The 22,397-nt window shown below is 69.5% G+C and carries 18 protein-coding genes; 4 read left to right on the plus strand and 14 right to left on the minus strand.

Features of this window, described 5'->3' with window-relative positions; all coding sequences use genetic code 11:
* From NYF13_RS21710 to NYF13_RS21725, 4 genes are read right to left on the minus strand one after another with little or no spacing between them, the layout of a single operon-like run.
* On the minus strand, window positions 1-1,917 hold the full coding sequence (locus NYF13_RS21710; protein WP_315659195.1) for a Gfo/Idh/MocA family oxidoreductase: 1,917 nt from the start codon (window positions 1,915-1,917) through the stop codon (window positions 1-3).
* A 10-nt stretch (window positions 1,918-1,927) separates the two neighbouring features.
* Window positions 1,928-3,226: a radical SAM protein gene (locus NYF13_RS21715; RefSeq protein WP_315659197.1), complete on the minus strand. Its 1,299-nt coding sequence runs from the start codon at window positions 3,224-3,226 to the stop codon at window positions 1,928-1,930.
* Window positions 3,227-3,257: 31 nt separating this feature from the next.
* Window positions 3,258-4,352, minus strand: coding sequence for a Gfo/Idh/MocA family oxidoreductase (locus NYF13_RS21720; protein WP_315659198.1), 1,095 nt, complete (start codon window positions 4,350-4,352; stop codon window positions 3,258-3,260).
* On the minus strand, window positions 4,345-5,838 hold the full coding sequence (locus tag NYF13_RS21725; RefSeq protein WP_315659199.1) for a hypothetical protein: 1,494 nt from the start codon (window positions 5,836-5,838) through the stop codon (window positions 4,345-4,347). The genes NYF13_RS21720 and NYF13_RS21725 overlap by 8 nt, the downstream gene beginning before the upstream one ends.
* A gap of 479 nt (window positions 5,839-6,317) precedes the next feature.
* Between NYF13_RS21725 and NYF13_RS21730 the strand changes: the two genes are divergently transcribed.
* A complete protein-coding gene (locus NYF13_RS21730; protein WP_315659201.1) occupies window positions 6,318-7,661 on the plus strand; it encodes a UDP-glucose/GDP-mannose dehydrogenase family protein in 1,344 nt (447 codons plus the stop codon).
* 47 nt (window positions 7,662-7,708) lie between these two features.
* Complete coding sequence (locus NYF13_RS21735) at window positions 7,709-7,834, plus strand: hypothetical protein (protein WP_315659202.1); 126 nt, start codon at window positions 7,709-7,711, stop codon at window positions 7,832-7,834.
* A gap of 24 nt (window positions 7,835-7,858) precedes the next feature.
* Here NYF13_RS21735 and NYF13_RS36760 read toward each other — a convergent pair whose 3' ends face one another.
* Window positions 7,859-8,209 (minus strand): abortive infection family protein, encoded by a 351-nt coding sequence (locus NYF13_RS36760; RefSeq protein ID WP_396287698.1) that lies wholly within the window; start codon window positions 8,207-8,209, stop codon window positions 7,859-7,861.
* 510 nt (window positions 8,210-8,719) lie between these two features.
* Between NYF13_RS36760 and NYF13_RS21740 the strand changes: the two genes are divergently transcribed.
* Both NYF13_RS21740 and NYF13_RS21745 read left to right on the plus strand, forming a co-directional pair.
* A complete protein-coding gene (locus NYF13_RS21740; protein WP_315659203.1) occupies window positions 8,720-9,301 on the plus strand; it encodes a hypothetical protein in 582 nt (193 codons plus the stop codon).
* Between the two features lie 419 nt (window positions 9,302-9,720).
* On the plus strand, window positions 9,721-9,897 hold the full coding sequence (locus tag NYF13_RS21745; protein ID WP_315659204.1) for a hypothetical protein: 177 nt from the start codon (window positions 9,721-9,723) through the stop codon (window positions 9,895-9,897).
* Window positions 9,898-10,214: 317 nt separating this feature from the next.
* Here the strand turns inward: NYF13_RS21745 and NYF13_RS21750 are convergent, their stop codons facing one another.
* The 9 genes from NYF13_RS21750 to NYF13_RS21790 all read right to left on the minus strand — a co-directional run bounded on the left by NYF13_RS21750 (window position 10,215) and on the right by NYF13_RS21790 (window position 22,388).
* A complete protein-coding gene (locus tag NYF13_RS21750; RefSeq protein ID WP_315659205.1) occupies window positions 10,215-12,404 on the minus strand; it encodes a Helicase associated domain protein in 2,190 nt (729 codons plus the stop codon).
* A gap of 340 nt (window positions 12,405-12,744) precedes the next feature.
* Complete coding sequence (locus tag NYF13_RS21755) at window positions 12,745-14,568, minus strand: hypothetical protein (RefSeq protein ID WP_315659206.1); 1,824 nt, start codon at window positions 14,566-14,568, stop codon at window positions 12,745-12,747.
* Between the two features lie 849 nt (window positions 14,569-15,417).
* Window positions 15,418-15,720: a hypothetical protein gene (locus NYF13_RS21760; protein ID WP_315659208.1), complete on the minus strand. Its 303-nt coding sequence runs from the start codon at window positions 15,718-15,720 to the stop codon at window positions 15,418-15,420.
* A gap of 143 nt (window positions 15,721-15,863) precedes the next feature.
* Window positions 15,864-16,883, minus strand: a complete 1,020-nt coding sequence (locus tag NYF13_RS21765; RefSeq protein WP_315659210.1) for an NYN domain-containing protein — start codon at window positions 16,881-16,883, stop codon at window positions 15,864-15,866.
* 416 nt (window positions 16,884-17,299) lie between these two features.
* Window positions 17,300-17,659: a hypothetical protein gene (locus NYF13_RS21770; RefSeq protein ID WP_315659212.1), complete on the minus strand. Its 360-nt coding sequence runs from the start codon at window positions 17,657-17,659 to the stop codon at window positions 17,300-17,302.
* Window positions 17,660-18,024: 365 nt separating this feature from the next.
* Window positions 18,025-18,525, minus strand: coding sequence for a hypothetical protein (locus NYF13_RS21775; RefSeq protein ID WP_315659213.1), 501 nt, complete (start codon window positions 18,523-18,525; stop codon window positions 18,025-18,027).
* Window positions 18,526-18,529: 4 nt separating this feature from the next.
* A complete protein-coding gene (locus tag NYF13_RS21780) occupies window positions 18,530-19,075 on the minus strand; it encodes a hypothetical protein (RefSeq protein WP_315659215.1) in 546 nt (181 codons plus the stop codon).
* 641 nt (window positions 19,076-19,716) lie between these two features.
* Complete coding sequence (locus NYF13_RS21785) at window positions 19,717-20,238, minus strand: hypothetical protein (protein WP_315659216.1); 522 nt, start codon at window positions 20,236-20,238, stop codon at window positions 19,717-19,719.
* A gap of 677 nt (window positions 20,239-20,915) precedes the next feature.
* Complete coding sequence (locus NYF13_RS21790; RefSeq protein ID WP_315659217.1) at window positions 20,916-22,388, minus strand: helix-turn-helix transcriptional regulator; 1,473 nt, start codon at window positions 22,386-22,388, stop codon at window positions 20,916-20,918.
* Between the last annotated feature and the right edge of the window lie 9 nt (window positions 22,389-22,397).

Genomic DNA, 22,397 nt, shown 5'->3' on the forward strand with positions numbered 1-22,397 from the left:
TCACCGGTCCGCCGACCGGGTCGCGGTGGTGACCCGCATGGTGCCCGTGGTGTGCAGCGAGCCGTCCGGCTCGGCCAGCTTGGCCAGCTCGGCGTTCACCGCGGCCTCGGCGGCCGGCCGGTCGGCGGCCGGGACCGTCTCCCAGAACAACCGTCCGGCGGTCGACCACAGCCACGTCCACCACTGGTCGGGGCCGGTGAACACGGTGGTCTGGTCGACCTCCGTCGTGGCCACGTCGGTGAAGCCGGTCGCGGTGAGCAGGTCGTGCAGCGCCTCGACCGACCCGAACGGGCTGTCGGCGGCCAGCTCGTGGGCCGAGTGGCTGCGGCCGTACCTGCTGCTCGCCGAGAACACCGGCGCCCAGCGTGGATCGCTGCCGGCCCACCAGGACACGGCGAGCCGCCCCTGGTCCCGCAGCAGCTCGGCGAACCGGGCCACCGCGACGTCGGGGTGCGGCATCAGGAACAGCGCCATCCCGGACACCACGGCGTCGAACGTCCCGTCGATGAGGAACGGCGCGTTGAGCACCACGGTCTCCGCGTCGGCGACCGCGCAGCGGACCTGCCGCAGGCCGTGCCGCCCGGCCGCCCGTTCGGCGCGCTCCACCATGCCCGCGGAGACGTCGATGCCCAGCACGTACCCGGTCGGCCCGACCGCCCGGGCCGCCGGGACCAGGCAGGCGCCGGCCCCGCACCCGGCGTCCAGCACGCGGTCGCCGGTGGACAGGCCGGCCAGCTCGACCAGCCGCCGGCCCATCGGCGTGAAATGGTCCACGCCGACGTCGTCGTAGGTGGCCGCGCACCGGTCGAAGACCTCGGCCAGGCGCGGTGGGGCCGGGGCGGGGCCCGGCCCGAGGGTGACCGTCCGGCCCTCGGCCGCCGACTCGTAGACCGCGAGCACGGCGGCCAGCGCGGCCCGGCCTCCCGCCCCGCCGACCGGCGCCGGGCCCCCCGACTCGACCGCCGCGCAGAACTGCAGCAGCTGATCGCGGAACGGCTGGTAGGGCACGAAACTCCGGTCGCGCTCCAGGTCCTCGACGCTGGGCTCGCCGATCCGTTCGGCCGCCCGGTTTCCGGCCCCGTACGCGCCGTACAGGTCGACCTCGGCCCCGGGCTGCGCCGCGTGGAAGTAGACCAGCCGGTCGTCGTCGATCACCAGGCTGCCCCGGTCGCCGTGCACCGCCAGGCGGGTCGTGCGACCGGGGTAGGCCGCCGTCGTGGCCAGCAGCGTGCCCGGTACGCCGTCGCCGAGCAGCACCCGCGCCGACACCACGTCCTCCACTTCGATGGCGTGGGCCAGCGTCGCCGTGTGGGCGTTGACCTCGATCACCGGTCCGAGCAGCCACTGGGCCAGATCGACCAGGTGGACCCCCTGGTTGATCAGGGCGCCGCCGCCGTCCAGTTCGCGGGTTCCGCGCCAGCCACCGGACCGGTAGTAGCCTTCTCCCCGCCACAACGGGATCTCCATCGACACCGACGTGATCCGGCCCAGCTCGCCCGCGGCCAGCGCCTGCTTGGCCACCGTCGCCGAGCGGTCGAACCGGTGCTGGGACACCACGTCCAGCATCGCGGTCCCACGCCCGGCCGCGGCGATGAGCCGGTCAGCGGCGGCGAGGGTGACGTCGATCGGCTTCTCCACCAGCAGGTGCTTGCCCCGCTCCAGCACCCGCTCACCCAGTTCGGCGTGCGTCCCGCTCGGCGTGCACAGGCACACCGCGTCCACATCGGACCGGTCGAGCAGCTCCTCGACGGTGTTCGCCTCGCAGCCGACCTGACCGGCAAGTTCCTTCGCGCGCAACGGGTCCCGCGCGGCGACGGTGATCAGCTCGGCCCGGCCGCGCAACGCCGCCTGCCCGGTCAGCAGGCGGGCGTGGAACCCGCCGACCGAGCCACACCCGATGATCCCGAACCCGAGCATGTGCCACCCCTCACTTGGCCGCGGTCAGCGCGTTGCCCAGGAAGTTGGGCAGCGCGCGCAATGCCTGCTCCTGCGCGTCCAGATCGGCCGGATAGCGCGAGCGGTAGGTGCGGGTGACGGCCTCGACCTCCGGCCAGGTGGCCGGCAGGCGGCCGCCGCCGTACTCGGCGGCGAGTTGGTCGTAGAGCGTGGTGCCGGGCCGCAGGAACAGTTGGTTGAGGCCGAACCAGGCCGGCAGCTGCCCGGCCCAATCGACGATGCGCCCAGAGATCGACGCCTCGTCGTCGGGCAGGCCCATGAGCAGGAACGCGAACGGCACGATCCCGGCGTCGCGCAGCTTGGCCACCGCGCCCTCGATCTGCTCGGCGCTGACCCGCTTGTGCACTCCGGTGCCGGCCACGCTGGGCGATTCGGCGCCCAGCCACATGCCCCGGCACCCGGCCGCCGCCCACGCCCCGACATCGGAGCGCAGCACCACCTCGGCCCGGGTCTGTCCCAGCCAGGTTAGTCCCCGCCCGGTCATGCGGGTGCACAGTTCCCCGTAGAACGCCGGGTTGATGCCGAAGACGTAGTCGAGGAAGAACAACGCGTCCAGGCCGGCCGACTGCTGGGCGTCGATCTCGGCCAGCACCCGGTCGGTCGGCCGCATCCGCATCCGGGTGCCGAACGGCAGGTGGCAGAAGGTGCATCCGTACGTGCAGCCCCGCGCGGCCAGGACCATCCCGCACGGGCCCGGCATCGGCAGGCCCCCGTCGATCACCTCGGAGGTGTACCGCGACATCGGGAAGAGGTCGAAGGCCGGATGGGCCATGGTCTCGAGCGGAATGACCGGGTATGACGGCAGGTCCGCCGCTGGGGCGAGCAGGTCGGCCGATCCCGCCCGGCCGTTCGGCAGAACCCGGCCGGGGACGGCCACGTCGCGCGCGGCGAACACGGCGGCCGAATCGGCCTCGCCCCGGGCGACCGCGTCCACCCCGACCTCGTCGAGCGTCGCCCGCGGAAGGTGGTTGACGTGCGGCCCCACGGCGACGAACCGCGCACCGGGGTACCGGGTCCTGGCCTGCGTCACCGCGTCCCGGACCGGCCCGAGCTCCAGCGGGTAGCACTGGGCCCGGTCCGCGATCGCGGTGAACACGATCACGAGGTCTTGCGCGGGCGCGGGCGGCAGCGTGGCGAACCGCGTGTCCCACACCGTCACTTCGTGCCCTTCGGCCCGCAACTGGCCCGCCGCGTAGACGACGTCGAGCGGGACCTGGACGAAATACCGGTCGAAGTCGTTGGTGGGCACGAGAAGGCAAATCCGGCTCATCGTTGCTCCCTGGGAACGGCCGTGCCCGGCATCAGGCAGGCTCCTGGACGGGGTGGGCCGCGGCGGCCGCCACCGCCACGGCTCGTTCGGCGAGTGCCCGCAGCCGGTGCATCGGCCTGGGGTCGAAATCGCCGCGGCGGGCCGACAAGGTCGCCAGCGCGCTCGCCAGCGCCGTGCCCATCGGCGAGTCGTGGACGATCCACCGGGACCGGTGACCGCCGCGCCGCACCGACAACCGGTGCACGTTGCGGCCGAGCGACTGACCCACCGGATCGGCCACCGGGTCGAACTCGACGGTGAACAGGGTGGCGGCCGACTCGACCTGCAGCAGCCGCTGACGGCCACCCGGGCCCACTCCGTGGTCGGCGACCCACGCCGGCGGCACCGGCCCGCCCGGCGCGGCCCCCACCACGGTGGAGAACAGGTCGACCTCGCAGCCGTCGCTCAGCCGGGTCGTCTCCCTGGCCGCGTTCGGGACCAGGTCTTCGTCCGTCCCGACGCGCAGTTCGCAGTCGTCGACCGGGGTCGCGAGGTACTCGGCGAACTGAGCCGGCGACAGCGCACCACGCAAGCACGCGATCATGTGCAGCCACTCGTAGCCGAAGACGCCGAACGCGCGGTCCACGAACCGGCCCGTCGCGGCATCGGCGCGCCGATCCTTGGTGAACGACACCCGGACGGCGGACACCGGGGCGTAGCCGACCGTTTCGGCCCGCAGCCGGGAAAGCGCCTTCGGCGCGGCGGCATAGCGGTAGTGGTCCACCAGTACGAGCCGAGCCGAGGGGTGCGCGGACAGCAGTGCGGCGAACTCCTCCAGCTCACCCGGACGGCACAGCGGTTTTTCCACGATCAACCGGGCGTCGGGACACCGGCCCAGGATTGCCCGGACGGTGGAGAGGTGGGCATCGGTCGGGGTGCACACCGACCAGACGTCCACCCGGTCCGGCCAGGGCAGCCGGTCCAGCGAAGACCACAGCCGAGCCGGCGGATCCGCGACCGATCCCGCCTCGACCACGCTGACCCGCGCGCCCCAGTCCCGCATCAGCGACTCGTGGAGGTGCCCGGCCACGCCGTAGCCGATCACGCAGACCTCGAGTCCCGCGGGCACCAGCGGCACCTCAGACATCGGCCCGCTCCCCGGAGGCCAGGTAACGGGCGTAGTACCGCTCGTACAGCCCGGAGCGCCCGACCAGTTCGTCGACGATCGTCGTGTGCACACCCGGTTCCAGCTCTTCACAGCGCCGGCACATCTCTTCGGCCGCGAGGAGCGTTCCGGCGCGATAGAGGTCGTAACCGCGGTTGGGGATGCCCTCGTACTCGAACAGGTTGAGCGAGCGGCCGTCCCCCAGCAGCGTGACCTCCCGGTCGCCCGGCAGCCGGTAGCGGACGCCGACGCCGGGCAGGGCGACCTGCGGCAGGCCGTGCGGCTGGTCGGTGAACAGGCTGAAGTCCTTGGTCGCGAACCCGGCGAGGAACACGCCATCGGGCAGCAGCGGCAACGTGTCCGGCGAGACCACGCGGTCCCCGGTGCTGCCGGCGATGAGGAACGGCTGGTCCCGCTCCAGCGCCGCGGCCAGGCTGCGGTGGGTCGCGAAGCCCTCTTCGGCCGCCCGGATCAGCGTGATGATGTCCGTATCGACCACCGCCACCGAGCACCCCAGCGCCCTCAGCCCCAGCGCGAGCCTGCGGCCGAGGGTGCCGAAGCCGACGCAGAGCACGGACCGGCCGATGACCTTCTGCCCGGCCAGCAGCACCCGGACGCGGCGCAGGCAGGAGTCCGCGATCTCGTTGTAGCCGATGGTCGCCTTCAACGCCGAACGCGCCATGTTGAACACCGGGATCGTCACCCCGCCGGGCAGGCCTTCGATGCGTTTCAAGCCGCTGACGGTGAGCTCCAGCGCGGCGTCCACCGCCTCTTCCACCAGGTGGTTGCTACCGAGTCCCTGGGCCAGCAGACCGCCGTCGTCGACCACCAGCACCCGTCGTCCGGACTGGTGGGCGCGGTGGATGAACCGGTCCACGGCAGCGCCGCTGGCGCGGGCCTCCTCCAGCTCCGCCACCGTGGCGGTCCGGTTGATGACGGAGTTGTCCAGCACGCCGCTCGAGTAGCCGCGGCGCAGAAAAGTGGCGTGCACCCGGTCCCGATGGGCCGTCTTGTCCCCTTTGGACAGTGCAAAAATCCATTCCGGCGGCATTCCGCACCGTTCGACGGCCCGCAGGAACCCGACGCTGTTTTCGACGAAGTGGTCGCGGAAGATCAGCGCCCACCCGGCCAGCGGCGAGTCGTCTCCCAGCACGCTCTCCAGCATCGGCATCGCGTGGGTGATGGAGTCCAGCTCGGCCTCGGTGTAGGCCACCGCGCAGTGCCGCAGCCGCTCGGCGAACTCGCGGGTCACCACCGGCCCGGCCCGGCCCGGCCCCGGTGGCGCCTCGCTGGACAACAGCACAGCCCGGCTCCGCGCGACCGCGGGGCACACCGGGTCCAGCGTGGCCGACGGGTCCACCGGCGAATCCGCAACGTGTACCTCGACGAGCGTGCCGCCGCTGGCGAGCACCAGCGATCCCTCGGCCGAAAGCCGGTCGGTGAAGGAGCCGCCCAGCACTTCGGTCACCGCAGTCGCGCATTCGGCGACGGCCGCGTGATCGAATGGCCCGGTGATGACGTCGTGGAAATACAACGGCGGTCTGACCGGCGCGGTGGGGTCATCAGTGTTCGCTTCGGCAATCGGAAGATCCAGCGTCATTGAGACTGCCTTTCTGGCGACACCCGTCACATCTCGGGAATACCCGCACTCCCGTCTACACCGAGGTGACGCTAACCAGGGCGGCCGGGCACCCGGTAGTCGCGGCAGTCCGGGACTTGACAAGACGCGAGAACCCGAGGTTTTCGAGCCGGGCAGCACCTACCGCAAATCGCCGGTGAAGTGGTTGAGGACGCCAGGAGCCGACTGGTAGCGTGCAGGAAGGTAGCAGATAACTCGTCGGCAATAGGCCGAACAGGTGACCCTTCGGCGGTCTCTGTCACATTTACCGCGACCTTATCCGGCATCCAACAGTGGCGCTTCTGCGCGAATCGGAAATGGGGCCTGCTGTGCTCACTCGTTCTGTCGCGGTGATCGGGACCGGTTACGTCGGCCTGACCACCGGCGCCTGCCTCGCGTCCCTGGGCCACCAGGTGATCTGCGCGGACCGCGATCAGGCCAAGGTGAACCGGCTGCGCCGCGGCGAGGTGCCGATCCGCGAGCCGCGGCTGCCCGAACTGGTGGCCGAAGGCCTGGCGACCGGCCGCTTGTGGTTCGTGAACGACGCGGCCGAGGCGGTGCGCCGGGCCGAGGTGGTCTACCTGTGCCTGCCGACCCCGATGGGCCCGGACGGGGCGGCAGATCTGTCCGAGCTGGAAGACGTGCTCGCCCGGGTCAGGGACGTGCTGCCACCGGGATGCGTGGTGGTGAACAAGTCCACCGTGCCGGTGGGCACCGCGTCGCGGACCCGACGGCTGCTGGGCCGCGACGACCTCGCAGTGGTCAGCAACCCGGAGTTCCTGCGCGAGGGCAGCGCCGTGCGGGATTTCCTGAACCCGGACCGGATCGTGGTGGGCAGCGACCGGCCGGACTCGGCCGATCGGGTGGTCGGGTTGTACGCGGGACTGCCCGCTCCCGCCGTGCTGACCGACGTGGCCAGCGCGGAACTGATGAAGTACGCGGCGAATTGCTTCCTGGCGATGAAGGTTTCCTACGTCAACGCCATCGCGGAGCTGTGCGAACGGCTGGGCGCCGATGTCCGGGACGTGACCGAGGGCATGGGTCACGACCCCCGGATCGGCCGGTCGTTCCTGTCACCGGGGCCGGGCTGGGGCGGGTCTTGCCTGCCCAAGGACGTGCACGCGCTGCTGCGGGCGTCGGACGAGGCGGACTTCGAGTTCCCCCTGCTCCGCGCCACCATCGACACGAACGCGCACCAGTTCCAGCGGATCGTGGGCAAGATCCGGCTGGCGGCGACCGGCGACCGGCAGGGCTCACTGCGCAAGCTTCGGGTCGGCCTGCTCGGCCTGACGTTCAAGGCGGGCACGGACGACCTGCGCGACTCCCCCGCGCTGGTCGTCGCCGCACTCCTGCGCCAGGCCGGCGCGGACCTGCAGGGCTACGACCCGGCCGTCACCGCGCCGGACCACCCCGGCCTGTCCGGCATCGCGCTGGTCGACGACCCGCTGCTCGCCGCGAAGGACGCGGACGTCCTGGTGGTGCTGACCGAGTGGCCGGAGTTCCGCGCGCTGGACTGGACGCGCCTAGCCGAGGTGGTGGCGAACCGGGTCGTGGTGGACGCCCGCAACCTGCTCGACCCCGGCGTGCCCGCCCGCGCGGGCTTCTCCTACCACGGCCTAGGGTCTGCCCCGATCACCGCCGGCCGGGTTCAAAGCCCCTCGGCCGAAGCCTGAGGTCCGAGGCCCCGACGGGCGAACCGGATCCACGCGCATTCGCTGTGGTGGAGACGGCGCATCGCAATGCGATGCGGCAGCAACGCGAGGATCCGCAGCTGATCCTTGCGATGTCGGTCGCGGCGCACGCGTTGGCGCTGTACGACACCGCCGCCGACCCTCCGCGGGGCTGAGCTGGGGGGTCAGGTGTTCTTGCACTAGGGCGCTTCGGGGTCGGCGAGGGTGTCGAGCAGCAGCTGGCACCAGGTCACTGCGGTGTTGACGGCGAGGTGGGCGTGGCGGGGTCGGAGCCTGACCCGGGCGGCCGCGGGGCCGTGTCCGGTGCCGTGGCCGCGGTTGCGCAGTTCACCGAGCCTGGCGGCGATGGTGGTGACCGTGCCGAGGATCGTTTGACCGCGTCGCTGCCGTCGGGGCCCGGCGTCGCGGAGGCCGGGTGCAGGCCGAGGGCGTCCTGGGCGGCTCTGGCCAGGGCGGGCAGGTCGTCTTTCTCGTTGGGGGCACTCGAGTGCCCCTGAAAGGGGCCACTCGGCTGAACGTGGGCTGGTCAGGGGTGTAGAGCGCGTTTCAGCCGGGGGTGTGGAGGTATCGGACTGGGCTGGTCAGCCGCGGCGTCGAGGAAGGTGATGCCCGGGGGGCGAATCCGGTGGATCAGCGGGGTGGCGGGGCCGTGGTGAAGTGGTGGGTCGCGGCCCAGCTGGCGAGCAGCTGCAGCCGTTCCGCGGTCGGGTGCCACCCCAGGTGGAGCTGGAACGTTGTATTGAAGTGGTGCCACATCCGGCTGCTACAACAGCCGACCTTTCGCACCCGAGTACGCGCACGTCCGTTTCCCCTTGACTTCGACTGCACTCGAAGTTTCATGATGGGTTCCCCGCACCGTAGTGATAAGGAGGACAAGCACATGCCCAAGCTCGACCGGATTATCGAATCCGCCTTGTACGTCGACGACCTCGATCGTGCCCGGAGATTTTATGGTGGGCACCTCGCGTTTGCCAGTTGGGGGGCGGGCCGGGGTGGATCGACGTGGTGGGCTCGTCGCCGCGGTGTGCCTGCAGTGGACCGTGGACACGGTGCTCATCGGCGTGAATTGCGTGCACCGCGAAGACAACGTATGCCAGCCTCCGCGCCGCCAGCAGCGCGTGCAATCGGGCGCCGAATGCTTTCGCGACGAACGCCGCGGCGTCAACCTGTTCCTGTGGCGGGTCGAACACCTCGGTCACCGTCAGCTCCTGCGGCGGTCGACGCCGCGCAGGGGGTCGCTCGCCCAGCTCGCCGGCCAGCCCCACGCCCGTCTGGGTCGCGCGATCCTGGAGCTGCTCGCCCCCGAGCCGGACTGGATCACGCTGCGCCCCGAACCCGGCGCGGCTGCCTCCGCGGCACCGCCGCACACCCCGGCGGGCCGGCCCTGCCACTGCTGGGCCACCACGACTACATCTGCACACGCCACCGGCCCGCCGGACCTGCTCGACCACCCGCAGCCCAGCCGCGCTGCGCTGCCCGACGTGGTCGCCGCGCAGCACCGGCACCGACGGCTGCTGTCCCGCCTCGGCCGGCCGCGACGTTCGACGCCGTTCTCACCGGATTCCTGTTCTGCGCGCAGCACTGAAACTTTCACCGATATCGCTCTCGACGGCGACGCCTGACTGACCCCGAAGCGCCGGACCGCGCTGCTCATCCCGCCAGGCACCGAACCGGAGACCTTCAGCGCATCGCGGGGCTGTTCGCCGCGGCCTACCCCGAAGCCGTCGCGCTCGCCGAACTCGTCGGTTCGCTGAGCTGGGGGCGCCTCGCCGCCTGCGGCCTAGATGACCAAGCCACCTGCGCCGCCGCGATCGGCGCGCAGCTTGGCCTGCGCGACTACCGGCCCGCCGACGCCGAGGACTCGGTCGCGCACTGCATCGAGGACGACTACTGGCACCCACCCAGCCTGCCCAACAACGACTTCCGCAGCCTCAAGACCTTCGGCGGCCCGGCCGGGTTCCGCAAGCCGGACAAGAACGCCGACGCCAAACGCCGCACCCGTGCACTCTGGTTCACCCGCCATCAACGCGGCGGCGACGCGATGCTGCACCACCGCAGCCTCAACCCGGTCGTCTTGCACGACTGGTCGGTCAGGATGGAGCTGTTCGCCAGCGCCATCGCGCTCACCGCGAACACCAGCGTCGAGTCGCGCAAGGCGATCGGCATCGAACGGACCCCGACGTTGAGGGAGGCCGCTCAGCTCACGGTCACGCCCTGATTTCGGCTGCAGCCGCAGCCATCCCGCTTCCTCGCACTCACCATCGAACCCGTTCCCTGGGCCGAGCGGGAAGGCGGTCACCGCGCGAAGACCGGCAGGCACCTGCTGATGGACAGCGAGAGGCGGCTCCGAGCGAAAGCGCCGGTCGTCATCAGTCAGCTCCGCTCAAACCTCAAGCCTCGATTCGACGGCTGACCGCTCGCAACATCCGCCACTAGGCCCGGACACCGGCAGGCGAACTCGTCCGGACCTACTGTGGGGAACGCAGGTCGGCGAATCGTCCGTCCGAAAGGTCCGGCCGGACAGGACAGCGGCGGCTACCGCGTCGTAGGCGGTTGGGCATGGCGCAGGCCGGGGAGTTCGACCCCGAGACGTTGCAGAGCTGCTCGGCGTTGCGGGGTGAGGGTTCCTGCCCTGTCATAGCCCTTCTGCTTGTGTACCCAGTCGCCGAGTCGGATGGTGTCCGAGCCGGGGGTGATATAGACCGCGGCCACCCGGCCGTGGCCGTGTGTGGCGTGGAACTGCCGCAACGCCGGCAGGTAGATCTTCCACCAGCGATATTCCAGCATGTCCCACACCATGCCGAGCGCGTCGAGCTCGGCCGCACGGTCCGGGCGCGACCCGTCGGCAAGGCTGACCCGCTGGTTGCTCAGCTGCCGCCCGAGCCGGTATCCGGTGCGGGGGTCCCGGTACTTCTGCGGCACGGCGAGGTTTCCGTGTTCATCGAGGTAGGCGCGGCAGTGCTTGAGCAACGTCTGCCACGCCTTCTCCTGGGCACCGGTCGCGGTGAAACCGAGCCGGTCCAGCAGCACCCGTTGCTCGGCCGAGAGCAGGCCGGCGCGGGCGCAGTACTGCTGGTTCTGGACCCACTGCCCGACCGCGTATCCCTCGGGATCGACGTGGCGGCAGGTCATCTCCAGGTTCCCGGAACGGGTGTGGAAGCGGATAGCGGCGGCGTAGCCGTCCCACCACGAGGACGTGGTGGAGCGCAGCAGCCTCGGCATCACGTGGTCGAGCAGGCCCCGGTAGCCCTCGGGCAGATCCACAAGCACCCGCGGCACCGGCACATCGGCGTAGACTCCCTGCGCCATCCGTGCCCGGGCCGAGTCGAGTTCAGAGGCGAACGTGTCATCGTGGGCGCGCAGCGCCCGCAGGGTCTGCACCACGGTCGACCACCCCGCGGCGTCACCGATCTCGTCGGCCTGCGTGTCCGGATCGTCGGGCAGCAGGATCGGCACGAGCACCAACGCCACCCCACGCCCGTCCGGGTGCGGGCGCATCGCCCGGCCCACCGCCTGGATGACGTGCGCGCTGGACTCCGAGGGAGTGGTCAGCACCGCGGTGTCGACCTGCGGAACATCGACGCCCTCACGCAGACAGCGGGCGCTTGCCACCACCGACCACCCGCTGCCCGGGGGCTCGGCCAGGGTCGCGAGCCGTGCCGCCCGTTCGGACGCGGTCATATGACCGGCCACGTAGCCCGCAGTCAGCGGGCCCGGCGGCCGGTCAGCAGGAGCGAGAGCGTCGACGATGTGATGCAGCGTGCTGGCGAACGCGACAGAGTCCTCGACCCGTGAGGTGAACACCAGCATCCGCCGGAGTTTGTAGGTCACCGCGGCACGGGCGAGCGCGGTCTGAATCACCGCCCGCCGCAATGCCCGCCCGGTTTCCCGATGGGCGCCGGTGCCGGCGGATGTGGTGGGCAGGGCGCGCAGGAGGTAGAGGGCATCGCGGCGGCGGACCCCGATGACGGCGATCCGGTAGTCGTCGAGGTAGCCCTCGGCGATTGCCCGGGACGCCGGATAGTCGAACAGTGTCGGCCCGTACACGCGCTCGTCGTCCATCGACACCGTCTCGACCACCTCCCCGTCCGCCCTGGATGTGGTCGGCGGAAGCACGACCCTCGGGGTGGCGGTCGCATACAGGCGCCGCCTGCTCGGGAATGCATCCTCGTCGTGCACGACCGCGATGCGCTTGCCCGCCCGCCCGGCGGTCCAATGGGCCTCGTCGACCACGGTCAGGTCCGCTACCAACCCGGCCAGACGCAGCGCAGCCGCGACCCGTTCGGCGGAGGCGTGCGTCGCCAGCACCACCCTGAGCCCCTGTTGCGAACTGTGCAGCCAGGCCGCGGCCTCGGCAGGGTCGGTGGTGACCGGACACGACAGCTCTGCAGGATGAGTCCACTCCTCGGCGACCGTGTCGTCGCTGCACACCGCGAGCGCGACATGCGCGGGCCCGGTCGCGCTCCACACGGCCAAGGTCTGACTCACCAGCCCCAGCGTCGGGCACAGCACCACCACGACCCCGCCGACCGGCACCACCGTGGCCGCGACATGCACCACGACCACGGTCTTGCCCGTGCCGCAGAACATGATCAGCTTGCCCCGCCCGCCATCGGCCAGTCCGGCTGCGCAGCGATCCACCGCATCCACCTGATAGCCACGCAGGACGACCGGCGCGACACCCTGCGGGCATGAACCATGGCGAGGCGACAAGGTAGAGGTCACGCCGGCATAATGTCGATCCAGCTACTCCGGCGACACTTCACTGGCCGCATGTCTAGGGGCTCCTCGCCACCCCTTCCCTGACGACTTGACCTGCACAGACGAGGGCGGCAGGCCCGCGTTCTGGGATGCGGTCCCTGTCCCCCGAAAGAGCGAGCCCGACGCCGGCACCCGTCGCGGCAGGACGCTCCGTGCGCGGCGGGGTGGCACGCGCCGAAGTTCTCGACGGGTCGAGGTAGTGATCAGGCAACTGCTCTCGGCGGTGAAGCCCGGGTCGACTGCGTACACTGACCTGCCCCATTCGGTGAACACGCTGCTGTTGTGGTTCGCCACCCGTGGGTCGTCACGAGGTGGGTAGATGGGGCCCGAGGTACCCGATGCAGATCAGTCCCGTCTTCTCGGTGGCATCGAGGAAGTGCAGCCGCGGGTAGGCCCCGGTTTGGCTGATCCGGATGTGAGCCAGGTACAGGGCGGCTCCGCGGGCGTCGACGTCTATGGGGGCCGGGCGTTCACGCAGGGCACGCAGGCGCGGGTTGTTCATCACCGACTCGCTCTCCCCTGCGGCGACCTGCGCCGCGGAGATCTTGGGTCCATCGATATCGGCGTGCAGGTAGGCCGGGAAATTCCGGAGGGGAGTGAGTGGGTGTCCGGTGCTGCGCGCCGCCGCCTTCGCCGCGGCGTAGCCGGACAGCGCGCGCATGGCCCGCCAGGTGGTGGCGAGCCAGTCACGCCGCACGGGTAGCTGCGCGGCGATCTCGGCGAGTTCGGGGCTGCACCAGATATGGGGCAGCCTTGCCGCTGCTTCACACAGCTGCAGCCAGGTGGACGGGGCGGGCTCCTGCTCGCCCTCGGGCGAGGTATCGCCCTCGGTGTCCTCGCGGGTATCCCGCTCGAGGGGCCACCTGTGACGGGCAGGGCGCTGCTCCAGCTCGTGGCGTGCGTGCTGCAGGTGCATGGCGAGCTCGTCGATGGTGCCGAGCGTGCTCACCAGCTCGTCGTCCCGCCGCCGCAGCTGCTGTTGCAGCGAGTCCAGGTGTTCGGGGCTGCCGACGGCAGCGGCCTCGGCCCGATACCGCAGCGCGGCCTGTGCGAGCCGCATCCGCGATGCCTGCAGGCTCGCGATCGTCTCCCGCTGCACGGTGACCTGCATGTCTAGGTCGATCGTGCGGGCACGCAGCGCCTCGGCTACCCGGCGGGAGTCGTGCAGTTGCTGCCGCAGCGCGGTGAGCTCGGCGCCGCTCGACGCGAGATGATCGTCGATCCGCTGGTCAGCACGATGGAAGAGCAGCGTCGGCTCGGCTACGGCGCTCGTGGCCCAGATCGTCCGGAACGTCGCGGGCCCGACGTCGGTCGACGCACCTCGTGCTTCGTGCAGGGCCGGCCCGAGTGCCCAGCCAACGTTGTAGATCTGCGGCGGCTTTTCCGCACTGCCTTTACCGCGACCGCTCCCCCGTCGTTGCGGCACGGGCCGGGTCGCGACATCGGGCTGGTCACTGCACAGATACAGCAACGCGTGCATGGCGGCACGGGTCAGCGTGCTCACCCAGGTCCGCATTGCGCCGGACATCAGCTCCATGCCAGGTTCGGCACCGAAGGCCTTGAGCGTGTTCTCGGTGGCGGCCTCGATCGTGAACCGCTCACGCCCGACCGGCACGGTCAACCGGGTCAAGTCCACATCCTGTTCATGGCCGTGCTCGTCCACCAGGCTGGTGACAGCCATTATGGCCAGCGCATCGCGAGCCGGATCATCGGTCGAGCAGAACCGGCCCCGCGTTTCCGCGCTCCGCCCGTAGACGAAGAACCCGAGAATCCGGCCACGTAAGCCGTCCGGTGTGGTAACCGGCAGCGGACGCGGAAACAGCACCAGAGGATCCGGGCGCGGCAAGCGGTCGAAAATCGGTCCTGGCAGCTCACCGGACGTGCTGTCTTCCAGCTCGTCAACCAGCTGCGGATGAATCGGGAACACCGTGCGCTTCGACGACGCCCAGATGCGGTACACCGCCAACGCCAGGACGCCGCTGTAGAGGCCCTGATGCCAGTGTGCCGGCACACTCGGCGGTAACCGCAGCGCTGCCCCCTCCGCCACCTCCCGCACCATGGGCCAGCAGCTCATGCTGCGGACGACCTTCTCCTGCCCCGCCATCCACCTCGCCACGTGCGCGACCACCGCAGGAGCCTGCTGACTCAGGCCGAGCTCACCACCGGCCACTCATGCCTCACTTCCGTTTCACGCTGCCGATCCCACCGACCGACGCGGGCACCAGCCAACACCCAGGACACCCCGAGACTAGCGACCCGGCGGCACCACCAGTCGAGCAGCTCACGACGAGTCAGTCGAATCCGAGCGCGGGGAGCTGAGCGGCTGCCGCCGGTACCGATACCGCATGATCGAATGGCGTACGCTCCTGGCAGGCCTGCGCGTCATGGCGCGCTAAGAAACCCATCAGGCTGCGGGGACACAATGCGTCAAGACCGCAGAAGAGGTGCGGTTGCGAGCAGGTGCCCCCTCGGTCACTGCCCTGCCGAAAACGCACTCCAGGGATGCCCGTGCCCTACACGATTCTCTAACGGGCAGACACCGACGATCCCAGCTCGCTGGGACGCCGGGACGGCCGGATGTTCATCGACTGCCCGTGCTGCTCCGGGCACGGTTGGCCGCGGCTGGGCACGCCGTGCCCGCACCGTGCTGAACAGCCAGTTCCAGCGCTCGCCCTTGGCAGAACGAGGCGGGTCACCGGCGTGCCCCGGTTTGCATGCCCGGCCCGCCACGCGGCGAAGTTCCGGAACTTGGGCGAGCTTCTTCGTTCTGGAGAAGACTCGCCCGTCGCGGGCCCGTTCCCGGTATCGGTACACGAAATAGGCGCCGGCGACGAGACCGACGGCGCGGCCGGCGCGGGCAACAAGCATGGCCGCGCACAACCCGTTCTCCACCACCGCGTCGCCCTACACCCCTGTCAAGGCGGTGACATCGTCGACTAGGTGTGGCATCTCATGAGGTTGGTGGCGGTGTGGACAGCTACGAGCAGACCAGCGCTTCACGCGCCTCGTGAGGCCGGTCTTTACAAGGGTAGAGCGGCTGGATCTGCGAGGGCGGAGTGGTGATGCCGTATCGCGGGAGCTTGTCTTCGCACACGATCGCCGCACGCGCGGCGTCCTCGCGACTATCGCCGACGAGGTAGTCGTAGAACCCGGGCCCGTAGGTGTGCCGCTCAATCACGTCGGTCGCGATCTGGTCGCACTTCCACCACTCCACCGCGTCGCGACGCGAGGATTCGACACGAAGCACACCGTCGTCCATGTCGCACACATACCAACGCATGACGATACCTTCACGCAGAGAATGGGCTGGATAACTCAACGGGCCGACACAACCAGTCAAGAATACCGGTGCTGCCGGATCTCTCGGGACCCGAACAGGTCACGGTGTCCGCGTCATTGGTCGGCACAGTGTGTTATAGGTGATCAGCTGGTCCGCCGGTCGAGCGCCACCCAGAAGCGGGCACGAAGGTGGTGCCGGACCGGGTCACTGAGGTCGTAGACGCCCACGGCTTCGGACAAGTCGAGCAGGAGCGCCCGGTCGACGTCACGCGGGATCTCGGGCCTGTTCTCCGCGCACGCCGCATGCTGCAGACCCGGGTCGCCTTCGAGCCACGTGTGCAGCAGCCGATCCACGACGTGGTCGATGTTCTCGTCCATTTCGTCGCTGTGGACATAGGCCGGGTCGGAGAAGGAGCTGCCACCGGTGCTGCTGGAGAACACCAGCGTCGCCGGAGCTGCCGCAGGCTCTACCGGTGCGGGTTGCACTGTGTTGTCGATCATGGGCCGGGGTTCGCGGTGAGCCAGTATTGCCGGTGTCGGCGCCGGACGCTGCTCGGCGGTGGACGCCGGTTTCAAGGGCGCGGTGTTCGTGGCGCGCGCACGGCGCGACGTGATCGCGTGGTCGAGTGTATCGGCGTCGAGCGTCTCCATCCCATCCGCCGCGGTTTGCAGATGTCGGCTGAGGCCGTAGGGTTCTCCGGTTTTCAACGGCACGGCAAGCACGATGACCTGCACCCCGTGGGCTTGCGCCTCATCCACGGCTTCGGTGAGGTCGTCATCGCCCGACACCAGGTAGACGACCTCGACGGCGGCGTTGCGCGCGGCCGAGACCAGGTCGAGCCCGATCCGCAGGTCGACTCCTTTCTGCTCACCGTCGAAGCCGATCCGGCCCAGCCGGAGCTTGACCCGGGAGAGCAGGCCGATTTGTCGTTGCGTCGAGTCGGGCACACCATCACGGGCCGCGTCGTACCAGTGCACGCGCAGCAGTGGGAGTCCGGATTGACGTTCGGCATGCGTGGTGAGCCCGGTGATCAGTTGCTCGTAGTCGATGTGGATGCCGCCGCGCAGGGACGTACCGGTGACACGGGTCGCCGCGGCCGCCAGCGCGTAACCGGCATCGACGAAGACCGCACAACGGGACGTCACCGCCCGCTCCCCTTCCATCGGATTGCGTCACACCTTAGTGCCCGGCCCGCAGGGGCTGCGTCGTCGGTCCGACCAGAACCGTCCACGCGGTAGCTGAGGCTGCGGGAGCGGATTGCGGTTGCTCGCCGGTCGTCCTGCCTCATTGCCGCTGAGGCATACGTCCACTCTCGACTTGCAGGGACTCGGTTCGCGTGCGATTGCCATAGGCGGGTCGGTCTCACCGGGTATGGGTTTCTGCGATCGCCCGCCCTGGCGCACCGGCGGCTCGGTCCGTCTCGGACGCCCGGCCGAGGACCTTCGCCTCGTCTCAGGCGATCGGGCCGACGCCGCGGCGCGAGGCGGTGCGCCAGCAGGGGCCGGTTGCCGGTCGGCGTGCCCGTCGTGGCGAACCCCGGCGAGCCGCGGCAGATCGGACAGGGCGTGCCCGGTCGAGGTCATGGAGCGTCGTTCTGAGGGGTTGAACGCTCGCCGTGGAGGGCGCCCCATCGGCGGGCGAGCTCGGTGGCGGCCGGCTCGGTCAGCGCGCCGTGGCGCAGTTTCCAATAGTTCGCCCGGCCCTCCGGCAGGTCGGTAAGCTGGAACTGGTCGATGAGGGCGCGGCCGGCGTCGGTGAGCAGGACTTCCGGTGCGTCGTCGGCGACCGGTTCGGGCGCGGCCTGCACCAGGCCGAGGCGCTCGGCGACTGCGAGGTAGTCATCGAACCCCCGCAGGGAGCCGAAGTGCGCGTACACGTCGCCGTCGGGCCGGGCAGCGCCGACGACGACGGCGAGTACATGGGTCCAGGAGGCGGTCACCGCGTCGCTCCGTGTCGCGGGTTCGCCGAGGATGCGGGCCGGGGCAGGGCGACCGTGCCGATCACAGGTGTACTCGGCAGGGCGCGCCCGTCAGCGACGTGGCTGATCACAGTCCCCACTGGGGTCCGCAGATGTCCGTCGCCCTGGGCGGCAGCGAGGCGATCCGGTGGCAGGCGGTGCCACCAGCCGGGATGCTTGTAGTTCATGGGTCCTCCGTCGGTCAGGGTTGTTCTGTGGTGTGGTGTGACTCTAGTTAGCCGCCAGGTTGTGCCGGGCTGTTGTGTTTCCGACATTGCCGCCGCGTTGTGCGACATCCTGGGTCCGCGACAGATCAGTGTGGCTGTACGGGGTGCCCGTGCTGCCGATCAGGCGGTGGGTTGCGGCCTCGTCTGCCGGTGACGGCAGCTTCGCCCCGTCCGGCGGAATGGCGAATCGTTGACCGAGGAACCGGCGGCTCGTGGTATTGACATTGACGTCAAGCAGCGTAGTTCCGGGACGCTGTCGAACAGTTTTCGGTCGATCCATTCGGCAGGGATCGCCAGTTCACCGGCCTGCCGCTGCCAGGAGTGCGACTGGCCGCTGTTGTCCGTCGGTGCAGGCATTCCAGTCCGCGCCGGGGTCTCTCCGTCGTGGACACGCCACCCGGCGTTGTCGGCGCGGCGGTCAACCGCGATCGTCGCGACCGCCACACCGAACAGCAGCGGCTTCATCGAGCCGACCCGCCGTGGTCGCGGTGACAGCAGCACCTCGCCGTCGGACATCATGCTCGTCAGTTCGCGCAGCAGCCGCCCTGTGACGTGATGCTGCGATAAACCAGAACCACCGGAATACCTTCCCGGAGCCGGATCGGGGGTGGTTGGCTCCACGGCCCTACGCAGTGAAGGCCGGGCGGATCAGGCGAGCCTCGTCCGGCAGCGGCCGGCCGGCGTCGGAGAGGGCGTCCTCGGCCAGGCCGTCCCTGAGCAGGGTTTTCGCCGGCGGGCCCCACAGCAGTGAGACGCACCTGGTTTCCTGCTGGCGGGCGTGCAGCCAGGCACCGGTGACCGGAACGCCGAGATAGACTTGACCGGCCGGCCAGGTCGGGTCGAGCGCGGACGTGCCGGTCGCACACCAGGCATGCTCATTACTAATACCGAGGCAGCTGGCGTGGATCGCCAACCCCTCTGTGTAGAAGACGGGGGGATGATTGGTGGCGTACCGCGTGGCGTTGAGGTAGCACCGGCCCATATCGCCCAGTTCGTTTGCGGGGAGGGCTTGTGGGGTGAACAGGCGACCGCGGTCCAGCAGCAGCTCGGCAACCGAGTGGTACCGCCAGTTCGCGGCAGCGGGATTGTGCGCGGCGTTGGACTTGGCCACTGTGGCGAGCCCGCGCGCCCAGGCGATCAGGTGCCGCTCATCCTCGGTCAGCTCGGCCATTGCCGGCCCCTCCGGTTGCGCCGGTGTCCGGTGGGGAGCATCCCCGGCTGGGCGTCCCGGCGGATCGTGGCGTAGCGCTTTATGTGTGGATGTGGAGATGTTCCGGTTTCCTCGTCCGTGCACAGGCATCCTTCCACCGCAACCCCCAGATGCTCTCAGAACTGTCCGTTGCCAGCAGGGGTTGTTCCGTCGCCATTGACATCTGGCTGGTTGCGGGTTTCCGTCGTTCGAGTCTGTCCGACTGTCGGTGAGGGGTTGGTCCGAACTCGCTGTATCCAGGCGTGCAGGATCTCGATGGCCGGCCAGTGTCCGCAGTTCTGTGCGTCTGGGACGATGAAGGTGCCGTCGAATTTGTACAGGAGGCCGGTCCCGTGGTCCAGCGGAAATCTTGACCGGTTCGACGCTACCGAACGCCACGTTCCAGCATGTCGCCGGCGGCTCTCACTGCCACCCTCCCGCAGCATCGACGAACTCCAGCGCGAAGAAAAAGCAATCCCGATCACGTGCTGCACCCGCCGTATCAGCCAATCCTATCCACCGTCATCCGGCGCAGCACCAACCAAAATAACCAGCCCCCAGGCGTGGTTTCTGCCCTTGGCCTATGTGTGACCAGAGCAGCCCGAGCGCGACGATCAAACTGATCAATCAGCCTGCGCGAGGACGGACGATGACGATGCATAGTCGGCAGGCAGCCGAGGGATAGTGACGTCGAGCAGGATCTCAGCCATATCGAGGTACCCGGTCAGCTCGATCATGATTGGCCCGTCGAGCCCGAGGAACGCCAGGACGTAAAGGCGATGGTGTCCGTCTTCCAGTCCGATGCCGCCGTACTCGTCAACCTCGACCTGAAGGAATTCGGCGGCAGTGTCCCAGCCATAGCGCACCAGCCAAGCGATCCTCTCCGCATGCGCGTCGGAGTCAACCATCGCGCCTGGACTGTCCTGCCAGCAAGGGTTCTCCGTCCGCAATCGTCCATCACGCAATGCCGCTGTGACCTGGTCACGAGTTACCAGGCCGACCGACCACGGGTCCGCGTGCAGTGGGTCGAGCAGGTCGACCAGTTTCTCGATTGAGACTGTCACCAGCAGTTGGCCCGACTCGCAACTACCGACGATGCCCTCGCCGGCATGCCTAAACCAGGCCGGGACCTCCTGACCTGTCATCGGCGCCTCCTCTCGAGGTTCATCAAACCACGGCACGGGACAGACGTGGGTGGCAGGAAACCGCGACCGGTCCGGCTTCGATAGAACTGGGACGACCTTCGCTGGCAAAGGACAAAAACTTACGGGTACAGACCCGGCGACCACGGAGGGCGCGGTCACCAGCCGCGGCTAAAACCCGGTCACTTCAGGCCTGTGGAACGAGCCCCGCACTCGCCGTTGCACGAGGCCGATCGGATCACCACGCATGATCCCGCTGCCCTGCAGCCATCACCTACCCGCAGGGTGTCGGCATCCTCGGCCGCGGAGGGCTGCCGATTCATACCGGGTGTGCACCGTCCCGACGATGCGACAGCGCCCCAACGGGCGGCGACCGACGATGTCAACGCCCGGCGCGTCGTCCCGGACACCCCCGCGGTAGCCGCCAGGGCAGATCCGAACGGCCCGGCTTGGGGCGCCCTGTCTGGTGTGCGGCGGCGGACGAGGCAACGGCCAGGGCCGGGCTCACCCCGACTCGCGCTTGTCCGGCACACCCGGGCTCCCGGGAAGTGACTGTGAGTGAGTTTGCCCGTCACTGAGGTGCACTTGCGCATCTGCGTGACCGGTTCCGGCGTCAACCCGGATCTCGGCGCTGCCCGCGTCACCGGCTTGCCTGCTGTCCGGGACGGCATCCGTTTCCGTCAGTGCAGCAGGTGATCGCGCAGGCGCCAGGCGCGGTCGAGGATGCAGGCTCCGGGTGAGGCCATCGGCTCGTCGGTCAGGAGGCGGTGGATGGTGCTTTCGGTGAAGGGCAGCCCGTCGGTCACTGTCGATGATCCGGCCGTGGCCGTCAGGACGCCTTCAGGGTTGACCTCGACCGCGTCGTGGAACAGGGAGTCGAATGTGCTGCTGTCGAAGACGACGACCGTGAGGATGGTTGCGGTCAGCGTCAGTGCGTCCATTCCCACGCCGAGGCAGTACGCGGCGACGCTGCCGTCGCGGAGGCCTGCGGTGATCTGTGCGTAGAAAGGCCAGGCGTCGTAGTCGAGCGGCTGGGCTTGGGAGCCGTCCCGCTCAGGCTCGCCGAGCACTTCTTCGGCGTACTCCCGGACCATGTTCTTCCACAGGTCGAAGTCGTTTTCCCGATCCCGGGTAGCGATGGTGGAGGGCTGGAATTCTCCCGCGGGGATCAGCCCGTAGATCCCGCCCGCCGTGGCGACCTTGTGCGGGTCACGCCAGTGGAGCAGGAACGTGGGGTCACCGGAGTCCGGGCGGCGGATGGTCAGTGTCTCGATGGCGGGCATGAGGGCCCGCCGGGACAAGTCGAACGGGTTTCCGATCAGACCACGAAGCGGGAGTTCACCCCAGTCGGCCGTGGGTGTGCCGGAACGGAAAGACGGGGACGTGGACAGCTCGTGAGCCACCGCTTCGGACACGTCGAGCTTGTCGAAGTAGGTACCCAGGGTGAAGGTCATGCTGGGATTCGGGTCGCGCAGGTTGCAGCCGAGCATCCGGTAGCTGGAGCGGTTCTCGAACAGCGCGGGCGGGTCCAGGTACTTGATCGCTGTCGTGTACCGGGTGAACCGGCGTCCGGGTGCCCGCAGCGGCAGCACCCCGTGGACTTCCGGTTCCGTACCCGTCACAGGAATCGGCGCAACCTCCTCCGACCAGGTCAACGCGATGTCGGACAAGGCGAGAGGCCGGGCCGGCATCCAGCTCTTCAGGGCGAGAAAAGGGGCGTTCCCGATCCGCGCTTCCTCGCTGTACAGCCCGGTGGCAGCCCGGGCGAGCTCGCCGCGTTGCCGGTTCAGCCACCGGCGCGCGGTTGTCCACGACGACTGGCTCTCGTGTACCCCGTCCACCTGCCCGACGAGGGCCGTGGCGGCCGGTGGCGTCACCGGCTCGAGGATGCTGCGGCTGATGCCCAGCTCTTCGGGGTGGATGTCGAGCTGGGTGGCGATACGCAGGAGTTGCTCGACGTCGAAGACCTTACGGTCCCCCTTCACAATCTTGGACAGGTAGGACTGGTCGATTCCGATGATTTTCGCCAGGTCCGATTGGGTCAGGCCGTGTGCCGTCCGGTACGCGGTGAGCACCTCGGGCAGCAACGATGTGTTCAGCGTGAACTCCGCCGGGGCTCGTGAGGACAACCAGTCGTCGTCAGTCTGCACCACGATCGTTCC

Source organism: Amycolatopsis sp. PS_44_ISF1 (genome assembly GCF_032335455.1).
Taxonomy (GTDB): domain Bacteria; phylum Actinomycetota; class Actinomycetes; order Mycobacteriales; family Pseudonocardiaceae; genus Amycolatopsis.